General features: G+C 47.2%; 15 protein-coding genes, 15 tRNA genes and 1 rRNA gene. 29 read left to right on the forward strand and 2 right to left on the reverse strand.

The annotated features are described in order from the left end of the window. The 16 genes from M3630_RS23460 to M3630_RS23535 form a co-directional block, all read left to right on the forward strand. Nucleotides 1–122, forward strand: a 23S ribosomal RNA gene (locus M3630_RS23460); the annotation flags it as partial. A 52-nt stretch (nt 123–174) separates the two neighbouring features. Further along, a tRNA-Asn gene (locus M3630_RS23465) sits at nt 175–250 on the forward strand. Between the two features lie 6 nt (nt 251–256). Then, a tRNA-Thr gene (locus M3630_RS23470) sits at nt 257–332 on the forward strand. A 17-nt stretch (nt 333–349) separates the two neighbouring features. Further along, nucleotides 350–423, forward strand: a tRNA-Glu gene (locus tag M3630_RS23475). 34 nt (nt 424–457) lie between these two features. Then, nucleotides 458–533 (forward strand) — tRNA-Val (locus M3630_RS23480). 78 nt (nt 534–611) lie between these two features. After that, a tRNA-Met gene (locus tag M3630_RS23485) sits at nt 612–688 on the forward strand. Between the two features lie 77 nt (nt 689–765). Then, nucleotides 766–842, forward strand: a tRNA-Asp gene (locus M3630_RS23490). Between the two features lie 100 nt (nt 843–942). Then, nucleotides 943–1,018 (forward strand) — tRNA-Thr (locus M3630_RS23495). A gap of 7 nt (nt 1,019–1,025) precedes the next feature. Continuing rightward, nucleotides 1,026–1,110: transfer RNA gene (locus M3630_RS23500), tRNA-Tyr, on the forward strand. A gap of 8 nt (nt 1,111–1,118) precedes the next feature. Continuing rightward, a tRNA-Lys gene (locus M3630_RS23505) sits at nt 1,119–1,194 on the forward strand. A 65-nt stretch (nt 1,195–1,259) separates the two neighbouring features. Further along, nucleotides 1,260–1,346, forward strand: a tRNA-Leu gene (locus M3630_RS23510). A gap of 19 nt (nt 1,347–1,365) precedes the next feature. After that, nucleotides 1,366–1,441 (forward strand) — tRNA-Gly (locus tag M3630_RS23515). 6 nt (nt 1,442–1,447) lie between these two features. Further along, a tRNA-Arg gene (locus tag M3630_RS23520) sits at nt 1,448–1,521 on the forward strand. A gap of 34 nt (nt 1,522–1,555) precedes the next feature. Next, nucleotides 1,556–1,632, forward strand: a tRNA-Pro gene (locus M3630_RS23525). A gap of 25 nt (nt 1,633–1,657) precedes the next feature. Next, a tRNA-Leu gene (locus tag M3630_RS23530) sits at nt 1,658–1,745 on the forward strand. Between the two features lie 14 nt (nt 1,746–1,759). Next, nucleotides 1,760–1,833, forward strand: a tRNA-Gly gene (locus M3630_RS23535). A gap of 291 nt (nt 1,834–2,124) precedes the next feature. On the opposite strand, the gene M3630_RS23540 is transcribed toward M3630_RS23535, so the two are convergent. Beyond that, nucleotides 2,125–3,291 carry a sensor histidine kinase gene (locus tag M3630_RS23540; protein WP_173612245.1) on the reverse strand — a complete coding sequence of 389 codons (1,167 nt, stop codon included), beginning with the start codon at nt 3,289–3,291 and terminating at the stop codon, nt 2,125–2,127. Between the two features lie 213 nt (nt 3,292–3,504). Between M3630_RS23540 and M3630_RS23545 the strand changes: the two genes are divergently transcribed. The 13 genes from M3630_RS23545 (at nt 3,505) to ytfJ (ending at nt 12,627) form a co-directional block, all read left to right on the forward strand. Then, nucleotides 3,505–4,155 (forward strand): TerC family protein, encoded by a 651-nt coding sequence (locus tag M3630_RS23545; protein ID WP_173612246.1) that lies wholly within the window; start codon nt 3,505–3,507, stop codon nt 4,153–4,155. Nucleotides 4,156–4,276: 121 nt separating this feature from the next. Then, the gene (locus M3630_RS23550; protein WP_251253725.1) at nt 4,277–4,861 is read left to right on the forward strand and encodes a YkoP family protein; all 585 of its coding nucleotides are present in this window, start codon (nt 4,277–4,279) and stop codon (nt 4,859–4,861) included. After that, on the forward strand, nt 4,861–5,982 hold the full coding sequence (locus tag M3630_RS23555; RefSeq protein WP_173612248.1) for an MGDG synthase family glycosyltransferase: 1,122 nt from the start codon (nt 4,861–4,863) through the stop codon (nt 5,980–5,982). Before M3630_RS23550 ends, M3630_RS23555 begins: the two co-directional genes overlap by 1 nt. A gap of 88 nt (nt 5,983–6,070) precedes the next feature. Further along, the gene (locus tag M3630_RS23560) at nt 6,071–6,277 is read left to right on the forward strand and encodes an alpha/beta-type small acid-soluble spore protein (RefSeq protein WP_047068578.1); all 207 of its coding nucleotides are present in this window, start codon (nt 6,071–6,073) and stop codon (nt 6,275–6,277) included. 150 nt (nt 6,278–6,427) lie between these two features. Then, nucleotides 6,428–6,634, forward strand: a complete 207-nt coding sequence (locus tag M3630_RS23565; RefSeq protein ID WP_007717150.1) for a DUF1657 domain-containing protein — start codon at nt 6,428–6,430, stop codon at nt 6,632–6,634. Nucleotides 6,635–6,716: 82 nt separating this feature from the next. Further along, complete coding sequence (locus M3630_RS23570; protein WP_173612249.1) at nt 6,717–7,577, forward strand: DUF421 domain-containing protein; 861 nt, start codon at nt 6,717–6,719, stop codon at nt 7,575–7,577. A gap of 15 nt (nt 7,578–7,592) precedes the next feature. After that, nucleotides 7,593–8,066 (forward strand): stage V sporulation protein AC, encoded by a 474-nt coding sequence (gene spoVAC / locus M3630_RS23575; RefSeq protein ID WP_173612250.1) that lies wholly within the window; start codon nt 7,593–7,595, stop codon nt 8,064–8,066. A gap of 3 nt (nt 8,067–8,069) precedes the next feature. After that, nucleotides 8,070–9,086 carry a stage V sporulation protein AD gene (spoVAD, locus tag M3630_RS23580; protein WP_173612251.1) on the forward strand — a complete coding sequence of 339 codons (1,017 nt, stop codon included), beginning with the start codon at nt 8,070–8,072 and terminating at the stop codon, nt 9,084–9,086. A gap of 4 nt (nt 9,087–9,090) precedes the next feature. Beyond that, a complete protein-coding gene (spoVAE, locus tag M3630_RS23585; protein ID WP_007717126.1) occupies nt 9,091–9,441 on the forward strand; it encodes a stage V sporulation protein AE in 351 nt (116 codons plus the stop codon). 94 nt (nt 9,442–9,535) lie between these two features. Continuing rightward, complete coding sequence (gene sleB / locus M3630_RS23590) at nt 9,536–10,183, forward strand: spore cortex-lytic enzyme (RefSeq protein ID WP_232773785.1); 648 nt, start codon at nt 9,536–9,538, stop codon at nt 10,181–10,183. Between the two features lie 146 nt (nt 10,184–10,329). After that, nucleotides 10,330–11,310 (forward strand): S-layer homology domain-containing protein, encoded by a 981-nt coding sequence (locus tag M3630_RS23595; RefSeq protein ID WP_251253726.1) that lies wholly within the window; start codon nt 10,330–10,332, stop codon nt 11,308–11,310. 66 nt (nt 11,311–11,376) lie between these two features. Then, entirely contained in the window at nt 11,377–12,036 is a 660-nt protein-coding gene (locus M3630_RS23600) for a DUF2953 domain-containing protein (protein WP_173612253.1), read from the forward strand. Nucleotides 12,037–12,144: 108 nt separating this feature from the next. Next, nucleotides 12,145–12,627 carry a GerW family sporulation protein gene (gene ytfJ, locus M3630_RS23605; protein ID WP_173612254.1) on the forward strand — a complete coding sequence of 161 codons (483 nt, stop codon included), beginning with the start codon at nt 12,145–12,147 and terminating at the stop codon, nt 12,625–12,627. 68 nt (nt 12,628–12,695) lie between these two features. Here ytfJ and M3630_RS23610 read toward each other — a convergent pair whose 3' ends face one another. Next, entirely contained in the window at nt 12,696–13,382 is a 687-nt protein-coding gene (locus M3630_RS23610) for a hypothetical protein (protein ID WP_251253727.1), read from the reverse strand. Nucleotides 13,383–13,396: the final 14 nt, after the last annotated feature.

A 13,396-nucleotide genomic window follows, 5' to 3' on the forward strand; every position in this document is an offset into this window, starting at 1 on the left:
ATGAGACTTCCCACAGCGCAAGCTGGTAAGACCCCTCATAGACGATGAGGTTGATAGGTTCGGTGTGGAAGCGCGGTAACGCGTGGAGCTGACGAATACTAATCGGTCGAGGACTTATCCACACACTCTTAGCAATCATGCGTATTCAGTTTTGAAGGAACAAACCTTCAACGTTCCTCGGTAGCTCAGTTGGTAGAGCAATCGGCTGTTAACCGATCGGTCGGCGGTTCGAGTCCGTCCCGAGGAGCCATAATATGCTCCTGTAGCTCAGTCGGTAGAGCGTTTCCATGGTAAGGAAGAGGTCGCAGGTTCGATTCCTGTCGGGAGCACCAGAAGTAATCTTGATCTTGGCCCGTTGGTGAAGCGGTTTAACACAGCAGCCTTTCACGCTGTCATTCAGGGGTTCGAATCCCCTACGGGTCACCTAGAAAAATCCCTACATATTTGTAGGTAATTTGGAGGCTTAGCTCAGCTGGGAGAGCATCTGCCTTACAAGCAGAGGGTCGGCGGTTCGATCCCGTCAGCCTCCACCACTTATATAAATGGACAAGGAAGGTCAGCTAAAAGCGCCACGTCCTGTGGCAACACTGACACTCAGTCGTCCTGACTATCGCGGGATGGAGCAGCTCGGTAGCTCGTCGGGCTCATAACCCGAAGGTCGCAGGTTCAAATCCTGCTCCCGCAACCAAATTTTCTACTTGCTCTACGTCGAGTAATCTTCTTGATCAAGTAGGATCGGAGTACCCAGTGGGTGCAACCAAATATGGAGCTGTGGTGAAGTTGGAGTTCACGCCGGTCTGTCACACCGGAGGTCGCGGGTTCGAGTCCCGTCAGCTCCGCCATCTTTCTTAATGAGATGGCATAGTTCATGAACATGAAAAAGGTTTAACGGAATAAAAAAACGTTGATTTTTCATGAAAGATATGCCATAATTAAAGATATGCCGGTATAGCTCAATTGGTAGAGCACCTGACTTGTAATCAGGGGGTTGTGGGTTCAAGTCCTATTGCCGGCACCATGAAATTGGGGAGATAGTGAAGTGGCTAAACACGGCAGACTGTAAATCTGCTCCCTCCGGGTTCGGCGGTTCGAATCCGTCTCTCCCCACCATTTTTCATGAGCCATTAGCTCAGTTGGTAGAGCATCTGACTTTTAATCAGAGGGTCGAAGGTTCGAGTCCTTCATGGCTCACCAGTTTTCATAAACCCGAAAAGTGAAAGTCAGCTTGTTAACACCTCTGACTACTTGGATGGGAAAATGCGGTCGTGGCGGAATTGGCAGACGCGCTAGATTCAGGTTCTAGTGGTGGCAACACCGTGGAGGTTCAAGTCCTCTCGACCGCACCAATCAACTTCTTCTTATAATGCGGACGTAGCTCAATTGGTAGAGCGTCGCCTTGCCAAGGCGAAGGTCGAGGGTTCGAGACCCTTCGTCCGCTCCATAACATGTGCCCTTAGCTCAGCTGGATAGAGCGTTTGACTACGAATCAAAAGGTCGGGAGTTCGAATCTCTCAGGGCACGCTTCTTTACTACAAAAGTGAAGATGATAATTTGTCGGGAAGTAGCTCAGCTTGGTAGAGTACTTGGCTTGGGACCAAGGGGTCGCAGGTTCGAATCCTGTCTTCCCGACCATGATTTGCCCACGTTTTACAGGTTTGCCGGGGTGGCGGAATGGGCAGACGCAACAGACTTAAAATCTGTCGGGAGTTTCTCCCGTACCGGTTCAAGTCCGGTCCTCGGCACCAGCATCTATTTTGATGCGGGTGTAGTTCAATGGTAGAACTCCAGCCTTCCAAGCTGGTCGCGTGGGTTCGATTCCCATCACCCGCTCCATACATAAAGCAGAGAGCCAATAGGTTCTCTGTTTTTTTGCGTCTAGGAAAGCAGGCCTATTTTTACTTGAGGCAAAAGTATGAAGGCTTATCCAACAGTTGAATAGATAAGCCTTTGTTCAATACAGGTATAAAAGTTTGTCGAAAGCTGTCTGACGTTTTCTATGGTAGCAACATATGTTTTCGTGTACAGTAAAACTAAGATCGCTTACCGATGAAGTTGGTAACGGATCTCTTGCCTTGCCTCCTGCATTGTCAGGGGGCTTTTTTGCGTGGTTCAAAAAAGAGCGACCTAGAGAGCTTCCATTCGCGGACCAACTTCCTGGGCATTTGCAATCGGCAGAGAAACGATAAAGCGTGTGCGTTTTTCATTGGAATCACAATGGATCGTGCCCTGATGCTTTTCGATAATATTTTTGCAGATGGACAAGCCAATACCCGTCCCATTTTGTTTAGTCGTAAAGAATGGTTGGAAAAGATTCTCGACGATCTCGGGTGGAATCCTTTCGCCGTTGTTTTCCACACTCAAATAGAGCCATCCATCAGAAGAAGTGGAAATGACATGAATATACTTGTCTGTGCGATTTTGCACGGCGTCAATGGCATTGTTTAATAGATTGACGACAACTTGCTTCAAGCCTTCTTCATAACATGCGAGTAAGCAGGGGTGGATTTGTTTTTCAAAACGTATGTTTTCTCCCACGAGGCGAGGGGTAATCAGCATCTCTACTTCTTCAAGCAGTTCTTCTACTTGAACGGTTTTAAAAATTTCATCGAGAATTGGTTTTTTGGAAAAGCTGAGGAATCCGGTCAGTTGCCGATGTAAATTCTCAAACTCATGCATGACGACTTGGATATACGTCTGAAGCTGGGCCTGTTCCCGTGTAGACTCGCCGATCAGCTTTAGGAACCCTTCAATGGCGCACAATGGATTGCGCAGCTCATGAGCCATATTGGCGGCAATTTTTCCGAGCATGGTCAGTTTGTCGTTATGCAAATAGGAGATCGTTTCTTCCTTCTGGACGAGCTCTTTATTCATCATTTGTTCAAAGTGATAGACAGCCCAGAAGACACTTTCATCCATGGCCTTACCCAGTTGGCTTTCCAAATAGTGCATTTCTTGTGAAGAGAGGGACCATCTCTGTAATTCTGGTTGGAGAACCCGCCAGAATACATTCCGGTACAATTGATATGTGCGCAAAATGGAGGAGAAGGGGAATTCCTGAGAACGAAGCCACTCTCCCATATCTAGTGCCCAAGTCTGCATGTCATGATCTACATCCTCAACCAGATAGCGAGCCAAGAGCACTGTTCGTTTTTCTGCAAAATCGCGAGGAATGGTTACAGGAATTTCCATGCTGCGAACAATTTCTTGCAGCCATATTGTGGTGATACTTGGTGTTAAGTCTAAAATCTTTCTTGAAACGTCATAAAGGTTTAGCGTCACAGTCTCCACCATCTCTTATCCACCCCACTAAAATCGTAAGGGAAAATGCCTAATTTAGACAAGGTATAATTAGCCTGAATTCGCAATAAAATGTATTTTTTTCGGAAGTTTTTATCTACAAAATCCGCTGAAAACCGCCTTTTTTCGGAAAAATATTCAATCATGAGTCCGATTCCAGTCGCATAAAGTAGAATGGACGAACTTTATTGGACAAGGGAGGCAGGGATGGGCGAGTATTTTTGGCTGGGTCTTGTACACATCTTCATGATCGATCTGGTATTAAGCAGCGACAATGCTGTGGTCATAGGTATGGCCTGCCGCGGACTCCCGAGAAATGAGAGAAAACGGGCAATTTTATATGGGACAATGGGTGCAATCCTCTTGCGGATTGTGCTAACGACAATGACTACCTGGATGTTGGATATTCCTCTCGTGAAGGCAATCGGGGGAATATTATTGCTATGGATCGCGTGTAAACTGATGCTGGGTGAGAATGAAGAGCTCGCAGACGTATCGCATAATCAGACAATTGGTCAGGCAGTCAGGACCATCATAGTAGCAGATTTTGTCATGAGTTTGGACAATGTTTTGGCAGTTGGTGGAGCGGCACATGGCGATTTATGGTTAGTTTTGCTAGGGTTAGCGATGAGCATTCCGTTATTAATGTGGGGAAGTGTGTGGATTGCCCGCATGATGAATCGTTTTCCCAGTATGGTCATCATTGGGGGCGGAATTCTTACCTTTACTGCAGTGGAGATGTGTCTTCAGGATCCGTATGTCTGGAAGTGGGTGAATCCTTTGCTTCTCAACCATATGTGGCTGCCCGTATTTGCTGCCGTCGTGGTCATGTTTTGGGGGCGCATGAAAAGGACGTGAAAAGGTGATGAAGATTGCCCATTCTTGGGCATACTACAACAAAGGTCATGACCGTTTTGCGAAAATGTAAGTGGTCACATCCAGCTTAATGAAAACATAGCGGGAAAGGAACTTTTTCGAAATGAATACAAGCCTCTTGATGCTATGGGGATACTGGGATGAAATCTACCAGCGCTGCACCAGACTTACCTATATTGAGAAAGGGAAAAATATATTTCGGGTTGTGGTTTTACGCTATCGGGGAGAGCCACTCGTTACTACCGATAATTGCACCATTCATGACGGGGATTTGATCTTGAAGTTACATATACACAATTATTACTTTGCTACCCTGTGCAAAGAAGTGAAGGATGAACTGCGCGTGGCACTTCTTTTGCGAAGACATATCCTCCAATCCCTGCCGAAGCTGGCCGCGTTCCTGAATTCGATGGAAAATAAGGATCAAATAAAAGGGATAGTGGGAACGACTATGCTACATAAAGGGGTAACACCCTTGGGCTTCTCGATTTCGGATGTACCCATGACCTGGTTTTTTCGATACAAGCGATGGTACTTGCGTCTCATGCTCAGAATCGTGCATCCCAATGGAAAGCGACGATTGCAAACATGGAATTATGAAATGCCCCTAAAGCGTGTTTATATGTCCAAGGAATTTTTACTCAATCGATATGCTGACGGTAAGCAGCCTCTAGGAGAGTCCTACTAATGGCAAAGCGGTTTCTGTTAGTGACAGAGGAATGGGCAGGAAGTGGTCATCGCATGGCTGCCGAAGCTTTGCAAGAGGTTTTGCTGGAAAGTGAGGGTGCACGATCGGCACGAGTGGTGGGAGGACTGAAAACCGCCAGTCCAGGCTTACGTGTACTCTCTCATTTTTTTTATCGCAATATGCTTCGCTACGGCCAACCAGTCTGGCAACGCATCTATGAACAAGAAGAAATGCTGGGCAGTGCATTGACTAAACCACTCGGATGGTGGCTATCCGCTCGATTAATCAATCAACTGTTGCAAGAAGAGATGCCGGATGTCGTCATCGCTACGCATGCATACTGCTTGTCCGCATTGGCAGAAGCGAAGAGAAGGGTGTCCAAGCCTTTCCAGCTCGTTTGTGTACCCACGGACTTCCATATTAATCGGTTTTGGGTTCATCCAGAAATTGATGCGTACATGGTGGCACATGAGCAAATTGGACAAATGCTAATCGAGCGCTATGGGATTTCCCCTGAAAAAATCCATGTTTATGGCATTCCAGTTCGGCCTGCCTTTACTACAGCGCTTCATACCGACAAAGCGGCTTGGAAAAAACAGCTTGGACTCGTGCCAGATCAATTCACCGTATTGATTGGTGGAGGAGAAGGCGGTCATGGTGGAGTGGAGCAGGTCGTACGAGAGTTGCTGTTGGAAGAGCAACCATTGCAGATGGTAGTCGTGACAGGGAAGAATACAAGCCTGTACAGACGCCTAGCGGGCTTGCTAAGTACAGAGAGCAAAGGACATCGGTTTATATTGAAAGGGTTTGAGCCGCAAATGTGGCAGTGGATTGGAGCAGCTGACGCCTATATAACGAAGCCAGGCGGCATTTCGTGCGCGGAGTCACTTGCTCTTAAGACACCGCTCATTTTGTTCCACCCATTGCCCGGACAGGAAATGCATAATTGTTCCTTTTTACTCGAGCAACAAGCAGCGATCTTGGCTGAAACACCGGTTGAAATCAAAGAAATCATCAGATCATGGCGTCAGCCTGAAAAAAGGGATGCTTTTGCAGGATGTTTGGACAAGCTGGGGAGACCAGACGCAGCTTACCAAATTGCACAAGCCCTTCTTCAATGAACAGACTAAAATTGGAAGAAAAAAAGGACGCATGAACAAGCAAAACTTCACACATATTAAACTTACCAACGACGAGGAGGTGATATAGATGGCTAACAACAACAGCGGATCTCGTAACAACTTGCTGGTTCCTCAAGCAAACCAAGCTCTGGATCAACTGAAATACGAAATCGCATCCGAATTCGGCGTTCAGCTCGGAGCAGACACCACTTCCCGTCAAAACGGTTCAGTTGGAGGAGAGATTACAAAACGTCTTGTCTCCTTTGCTGAGCAACAATTGGCTGGACGTGGCTAATCTAATAAGCTGGATGAAGGGAGGCACCCATGGTGTCTCTCTTTTTATTTTTCCAGAAAGAGGGAAATTATTGACAGATGAAAATGAGGGAGACCACCGCATAAATAAAGGGTGGAGGCGGATTCTATATGTGTTAGGAGGTGAGTGGATATGACAGTAGGAGCACAAGTGAAACAAACGCTTGCCAGCTTGAAAGGCGCACAAGCAGATTTTGAAACGTTTGCTCTTAGCACGCAAAACAAGAAAGCGAAGCAATTGTATTCGCAAGCAGCAGAGCAAACGCAATCCATCGTAGATAACCTCCAGCAGCGTGTAACGGAGCTGGAAAAGGAAGAACCACAGTTTAAGGGATTCTAGTGGAAGTGTTGGGAAAGGGAGAGGGACTTCCTCTCTCTTGGTTTTACAATCAAAAAATCACCTCAGGTGATGGAGGTGGCTTATGCCTGATTGGTTATCAATCCTTTTGCGCTCAATAGGCGCTGTTGCTTACTTATTTCTTTTGACAAAGATCATTGGGAAAAGGCAAATCAAGCAACTTACATACATCGAATATATCGTCGGTATCAGCATCGGTTCGATTGCGGCTTTTATGGCAACCGAAATGGATGGGCCGGTCTACCATAGTTTAATCGCCATGGGGATTTTTGCGCTTTTTCCTTATTTAATGGAGTGGCTCTCACTCAAGAGCAAGTTTCTCCGCGACCTATTTGAAGGGAAATCAACGGTTCTTATCAAGGAAGGCAAGATTTTGGAAGACAATCTGAAAAAGGAACGCTTGACCGCGGAAGACTTGATGGAACAATTACGAATCAAAAACGTGTTCCGAGTAGCCGATGTAGAGTTTGCATTAATGGAAACAAGCGGGGAGGTCAGTGTCCTCTTAAAATCAGAGAGTCAGCCCGTAACCCCCAAACATCTTGAATTGACAGTGGCTCCTTCGGAAGAGAATCAAGTGGTCATTATGGATGGGATAATCATGGACGAGCCCCTGGCAACAGCAGGTCTAAATCGCAGATGGGTTCGCACAGAGCTGCAAAAAGCAGGAGTGGCTTTGGAAAATGTGTTCCTCGGCCAAGTAGACAAAGGGGGAGAGCTCTATCTCGACCTGTATGACGATAAACTGATGGTTCCTGGTGCCCAAGCGACGAAGCTGGCTTTTGCTACGTTGAAAAAATGCCAGGCGGATCTGGAACTGTATGCACTCAATACAAAAAATGAACAAATGAAACGTACCTACCAAACCGATTCGGAAAAGCTCCAACAGATAATCGATCAAGTAAAACCGTTCATGATACGGTAAAAAGGAGTGAGTGGCATGGCGGATCAAAAAAAGAAAAAGCTGACCCCCGTCCAGCAAGAATATCAGCAATTGGCAAAAACGCACGAGCCTCCGCGACCGCTTTTGCGCAATTTTACCCGTGCCTTTTTAGTAGGTGGTGGCATTTGTGTGATCGGACAAGGGATACAAGAAATGTTCATTCACTACTTCGATTTTACGGAGAAAACCGCTGGGAATCCTACAGCAGCTGTCTTGATTATTCTTTCTGCCCTTTTGACCGGTCTAGGACTATACGACCGGATTGCTCAATGGGCTGGGGCAGGAACGAGTGTGCCAGTTACAGGTTTTGCCAATTCGATTGCCTCTGCGGCCATCGAGCACCGCAGCGAAGGATTTGTGCTGGGGGTCGGTGGTAACATGTTCAAGCTGGCAGGGTCAGTGATTGTGTTTGGAGTGGCGGCGGCATTCGTCGTTGGCTTGATCAAAACATTGTTTACGATGGGAGGCTGACGGATGCGCCAAGGTCATCAGTCTTGGGTCTTTCCTTTAAAACCTGTCATTCTCGGGCACGCTGCAATTGGTGGGCCTTTTGAGGCTAAGGGACCGCTAGCCGACGACTTTGATATCCTGCACGGTGACTTGATGATTGGGCAAGACAGCTGGGAAAAGGCAGAGAAGGTCCTGCTGGAAGAAGCGTGCTCGAAAGCGGTAGAGAAAGCGGGGCTCACCAAAGAGCAAATAAACTTTATGCTTGCCGGGGATTTAATGAACCAGATTATTTCTGCCAGCTTTTCGGCCCGGACGCTTTCGATTCCGTTTCTGGGGATATTCGGCGCGTGCTCAACAGCAATGGAAGGCTTGGCCTTGGCTGCTCTCATGGTGAATAGTCAAGCTGCTGATTACGTCTTGGCTGCTACCTCCAGTCACAATGGGGCTGCGGAAAAGCAATATCGTTATCCAACGGAGTACGGCTCCCAGAAGCCCCCAACAGCACAATGGACAGTGACAGGTGCAGGGGCTGCTGTTGTAGCCAGTCAGGGTAAGGGGCTGCGGATTACGGGAGCTACCATCGGGCATGTCGTCGATATGGGATTGACAGATCCATTTAATATGGGAGCGGCGATGGCTCCAGCCGCATTATCCACGATTGAGTCGCATTTCCGTGACTTTCAGCTCCCTCACGACCATTATGATTTGATCGTAACAGGCGATTTAGGACGAACGGGCCATGCCATTTTATCTGATCTGTTGCCCAAGCATCACATGCACATCCCACTAGAGCGTTATGTCGATTGCGGGAAACTCATTTATGGAGAAAATCCGAATGTGTGGTCAGGGGGGAGCGGATGTGGCTGTATCGCGACAGTGACCTACGGGCATCTACTTCGGCGGATGAAGCAAGGAGAATGGAAGCGGATCTTGCTGGTTGCCACGGGAGCCCTCTTATCCCCGCTGACCTTCCAGCAGGGAGAAAGCATTCCTTGCATCGCGCATGCCGTGGCTGTTGAGTCGGAGCAACTTGGAGAGTGATACCATGATGTTTTTGTGGGCGTTTCTCGTAGGAGGAACGATTTGCTTAATCGGTCAATTTCTCATGGATGTCGTCAAGCTCACACCTGCCCATACGATGTCCTCTCTTGTTGTCACAGGGGCAGTGCTAGACGGACTCGGTCTATACGAGCCTCTAGTTAATTTTGCTGGAGCAGGAGCAACCGTACCTATCACGAGCTTTGGAAATGCACTCGTACACGGGGCAATGGCGGAGGCCGAGAAGCATGGAGTTATTGGCATCATCACTGGCATTTTTGAAGTGACGAGCGCGGGGATTTCGGCTGCCATCGTCTTTGGATTTATCACGGCAGTCTTGTTCCGACCAAAAGGATAGCAGCAGGTACATGTTTCCACTTATGCCAAAATACTTGAATTGAACCTACTTTCGCCAACTTGTAGAATGGGTTGGGTAAAGGAGGGTACAATTTATGTGGTGGAGCAAGAAAGTAGTAACAACCTTGCTTGCTGCCTTTATGGCTGTAGCATTTATTTTCCCGGCCGACTCCCTGGCAGCCACACAGATTCAGCGTGGTAGTGTGAACGGGGATGTATGGGATTTGCAGTATCGCTTGCAGATGCTGGGCTACTATGATAGCAAATTGGATGGCATTTACGGAGCAAATACAGCAAAGGCCGTCAGACAGTTTCAAAAAGCATACGGATTACAGATTGACGGTATCACTGGTCCAAATACATGGCGCGTTCTCAAGAAAGTGTCAGTAAATAAAGCGGAGATGCAGATGCTGGCGCAGCTGGTCTATTCCGAAGCTCGTGGAGAACCTTATGAGGGCCAAGTAGCTGTGGCAGCGGTCGCGTTGAACCGTGTCCAGTCCAAAAACTTTCCCGATACACTTGCGGGTGTCATCTTTGAGCCATTAGCGTTTACCGCTGTAGATGATGGACAATTCTGGTTGACTCCTGACAAGACTGCTTACCAGGCAGCTTGGGATGCTGTACGAGGATGGGACCCAACCAACCATGCTCTTTACTACTTTAACCCTGTTACGGCGACCTCCGATTGGATTTGGTCTCGTACCCAAGTGAAGAAGATCGGCAAACACATTTTTGCCATTTAACCATTGTTCATGCAGCCCTTGAAACAGTCTTCGTCATGTTGCTGTTCGAGGGCTTTCCTTTTTACTGGAAACTATTGTTCATTGTTTTTGCAAAATAGTTCGATAAAATGATACGAAAGGAATCGCATATTTCCCCATGGAGGTTGATGATGAAGAAACGGATGATCCTTGCCTCGCTGGCAGCCTTTTGGCTTATAGGTACACCAGTTACACCAGTTGTCGAGGCAGAAACAGCTCACATGAACGAAACACCTTATGTAGACATTAGTGGCCATTGGGCAGAAAAAGAAATCAAACAACTATACATAGCCGACGTAATTGGTCAAAACGAATATTTTCGACCTGATGACAACGTGACATTGGGTGAACTGCTCACGATGTTTGTGAATGCGAAAGGAATTGAACCTCTGGGTAACAAGCAATCATCCTTTGCGGACGTACCAGCAAACAGCTGGCTGTCGTCCTATGCCGAGACAGCTTATCGATTGGGAATTGTCCATGGGCAAAAGCAGGGGAATCACCTGTATTTGCATCCAGATGCCCCAGTAAAAAGAGCGGAGCTCGCCTCTATTCTGGTAAGAACGATGGGGGACAGCGGAGCAGTCAATAACTTGAAGTGGTCTACGACGATTCAGACATTGAACCAATACCCGGATGGGAACAACGTGAAAGAAAAAGAGCAGCGCCCACTCGTTTACGCCATGCAAAACGGGCTAATGAGTGCCTACGAGGACGGTACATTACAGCCGAACCAGTATATGACGAGAGCCGAAGCAGCCACATACGCTGCCCTTCACTTGCTTCCGAATAAGCCGAGAACATCAAAAGCCCTCGCAAACGGTACACCTTTTCGCCAGGAATTAACGGTACAGACGACTGCTTACAGCTACAAGAACGACAAGATTATGTCGTATCTGGAGTATCCACTGCGCGAAGGTGTTGTCGCGGTTGATCCAAATGTCATCCCGCTTGGTACACACTTGTACATCGATGGCTACGGTTATGCAGTGGCAGCTGATATCGGTGGTGCGGTAAAGCAACGACATGTGGATCTGTATCTTCCAACGTTGAACGAAGCTGAAAATCACGGCTTGCAAAAAGGCGTCAAAGTATACGTGCTTGATTAATAAAAATGCTGAACATATTTCCTGCTCTTTCCACTCATACTAACGTGGAAGGGGTGGGATTTTTTGATGGTATGGGTGTTGTTAGGATTGCTTGGTTTCATTGTCCTATTAGTGATCACGCCAATACAATTGACGTGTTTGTACAGTCGCGAGGGCGATAATGATCAATTGGATATTACGATAGCAGCTTGGGGAATCATTCGCAGGAAATACGAAATACCCATTCTCCTTGTGAAAATGACAGAAGCTGGTCCTGAGCTTGTCGCGAAGGTAGAAACCATCCAACAGGGAAGCAAGCTTCGGGAGAGGGTCAAAGATTTTACACGGAGGCAAGTGAAAATATGGTATCGGAATTATCGGGATGTGCTGGAAAGAGTACGTGATTTGCTGCCTTTGATAAAAGACCTGTTCAGACAAATTCGTTGTACGAAGTTAGAATGGCATACATTGCTGGGAACAGGTCAGGCTGCTGAAACAGGGGCGCTGACAGGAATAGTCTGGGGAGTGAAAAGCCTGGTTGTAGGGATCCTCTCCCACTCCATCTCTTTACAGACGATGCCTGCCATCAGTGTACAACCTGTTTGGAACCAAGCACTTCTACATACGAAGGTTCATGCGGTGTTGCATTTTTATTTGGGTCATTTCGTTTTCTCTTCGCTAAAAGTATTTCTGCGGATTCGAAAAAGCAAGCAACGAAAATGGCAGACTTCGCCTACGCGCGCCTAAATACAAATGTGGTAGCAAACATATTTATTCCTTTGTGCAAGGTACATGCTCCGGATTTGTTGGGGGAATGATAAAACATGACACAGACAGGAAGGAGGAGCGACAAAAATGGCAGACCACCCGATTCAAGGCCTGATGAGAACAGCGATGGAAAACCTCAAGCAAATGGTGGACGTGAATACAATCATTGGTGATCCCGTTGAGACACCTGACGGTAGTGTCATTCTTCCAATCTCCAAGGTAGGATTTGGTTTCGCGGCCGGGGGTAGTGAGTTCCAATACGATCACCATCATAATGGGCATCAAAACCATCAACAATTTGAACCTGCTAGTCACCCGTTTGGCGGGGGTAGTGGGGGCGGTGTCTCCATCACACCTGTAGCCTTTTTGGTCGTTGGCAAACAAGGAATTCGTTCGATTCCGCTTGAAAATACGACCCATCTCTACGACCGGATTTTGGATTCTGTTCCGCAAATCGTGGATAAAGTTCAGGGGATGTTTACCAAATCAGATGAACCCACTGTTTATTCCAATACGATTATTGCCGGAGCAGAAGAACAAGATTTGGAAGACCTTATGGATCGAAAGTAAGAAAAGCACAAAACAGGTATGCTCCATAAAAGGGGCATACCTGTTTTTTCGGTAGTAGGCGTATGGCATTACCAGACTTCGTTTACATACAAACCTGTCTTCGCAACATGCTGATAATAAAGGCTTGAGCTGGAGGAGGCGATATAAGGATGGAGGGCCATTGCTTCCTCGTAGTAACGTGAAAAGGAGCCAAAGGGTTTGCTTTGCAATCCCAATGTACCTGCTCTGAATGCTTGAGCTACACGCTCCATTGAATTTGTATAGTCCACATAGCGAGTCCGTACAGCTTCCAACCATTTCTCATCGTCCATTTCCAGTTGTCCATCTGGTAACAGCTTGATTCCAAAGGATTGGAGTTTTTCCTCTGCGTTTTTTGCCACTTGAGCGAATGCGTCCAGCTTTTGCATCGCCAAGGTATCTGCTTTTTCTGCAAGAAATAGCTGCAGGCGATTGTATTTACTTACTAACGAGTGTGTGCGTTCCTGTAATTGCTCAATGTCAGTTTCAGCCTCGCTGTCTTTCCCCGCGGCAATAAATTCTCCTGCACTCTTCTCCAAATCTGAGGAAAACCGGTACAGACGCGATAAGGAATCGGAAAGCTCCGTTGTCCATTGCTGCTGACGAGTGTAGAACGGCTGCAAATTAAAACTGAGAATCGGATTGACTGGCGTGCTTAATTTTGCCTGAAGCATATGGGAATGATAGCGGCCTACCCGCTGCGTAAATGGAACATGGCTGACTCGATTCGTTTTCATGTCGGTCACCTCCT

Source organism: Brevibacillus sp. MER 51, assembly GCF_023714195.1.
Classification (GTDB): domain Bacteria; phylum Bacillota; class Bacilli; order Brevibacillales; family Brevibacillaceae; genus Brevibacillus.

What these genes read in the sequence shown, in the direction of transcription:
- M3630_RS23545 (WP_173612246.1), top strand. Translation starts at nt 3,505, where the DNA reads ATGGGCGAGTATTTTTGGCTGGGTCTTGTACACATCTTCATGATCGAT.
- M3630_RS23560 (WP_047068578.1), top strand. Translation starts at nt 6,071, where the DNA reads ATGGCTAACAACAACAGCGGATCTCGTAACAACTTGCTGGTTCCTCAA.
- M3630_RS23610 (WP_251253727.1), bottom strand. Translation starts at nt 13,382, where the DNA reads ATGAAAACGAATCGAGTCAGCCATGTTCCATTTACGCAGCGGGTAGGC.
- spoVAE (WP_007717126.1), top strand. Translation starts at nt 9,091, where the DNA reads ATGATGTTTTTGTGGGCGTTTCTCGTAGGAGGAACGATTTGCTTAATC.
- M3630_RS23600 (WP_173612253.1), top strand. Translation starts at nt 11,377, where the DNA reads ATGGTATGGGTGTTGTTAGGATTGCTTGGTTTCATTGTCCTATTAGTG.
- M3630_RS23595 (WP_251253726.1), top strand. Translation starts at nt 10,330, where the DNA reads ATGATGAAGAAACGGATGATCCTTGCCTCGCTGGCAGCCTTTTGGCTT.
- sleB (WP_232773785.1), top strand. Translation starts at nt 9,536, where the DNA reads ATGTGGTGGAGCAAGAAAGTAGTAACAACCTTGCTTGCTGCCTTTATG.
- M3630_RS23570 (WP_173612249.1), top strand. Translation starts at nt 6,717, where the DNA reads ATGCCTGATTGGTTATCAATCCTTTTGCGCTCAATAGGCGCTGTTGCT.
- ytfJ (WP_173612254.1), top strand. Translation starts at nt 12,145, where the DNA reads ATGGCAGACCACCCGATTCAAGGCCTGATGAGAACAGCGATGGAAAAC.
- M3630_RS23550 (WP_251253725.1), top strand. Translation starts at nt 4,277, where the DNA reads ATGAATACAAGCCTCTTGATGCTATGGGGATACTGGGATGAAATCTAC.
- spoVAD (WP_173612251.1), top strand. Translation starts at nt 8,070, where the DNA reads ATGCGCCAAGGTCATCAGTCTTGGGTCTTTCCTTTAAAACCTGTCATT.
- M3630_RS23555 (WP_173612248.1), top strand. Translation starts at nt 4,861, where the DNA reads ATGGCAAAGCGGTTTCTGTTAGTGACAGAGGAATGGGCAGGAAGTGGT.
- M3630_RS23565 (WP_007717150.1), top strand. Translation starts at nt 6,428, where the DNA reads ATGACAGTAGGAGCACAAGTGAAACAAACGCTTGCCAGCTTGAAAGGC.
- M3630_RS23540 (WP_173612245.1), bottom strand. Translation starts at nt 3,291, where the DNA reads ATGGTGGAGACTGTGACGCTAAACCTTTATGACGTTTCAAGAAAGATT.
- spoVAC (WP_173612250.1), top strand. Translation starts at nt 7,593, where the DNA reads ATGGCGGATCAAAAAAAGAAAAAGCTGACCCCCGTCCAGCAAGAATAT.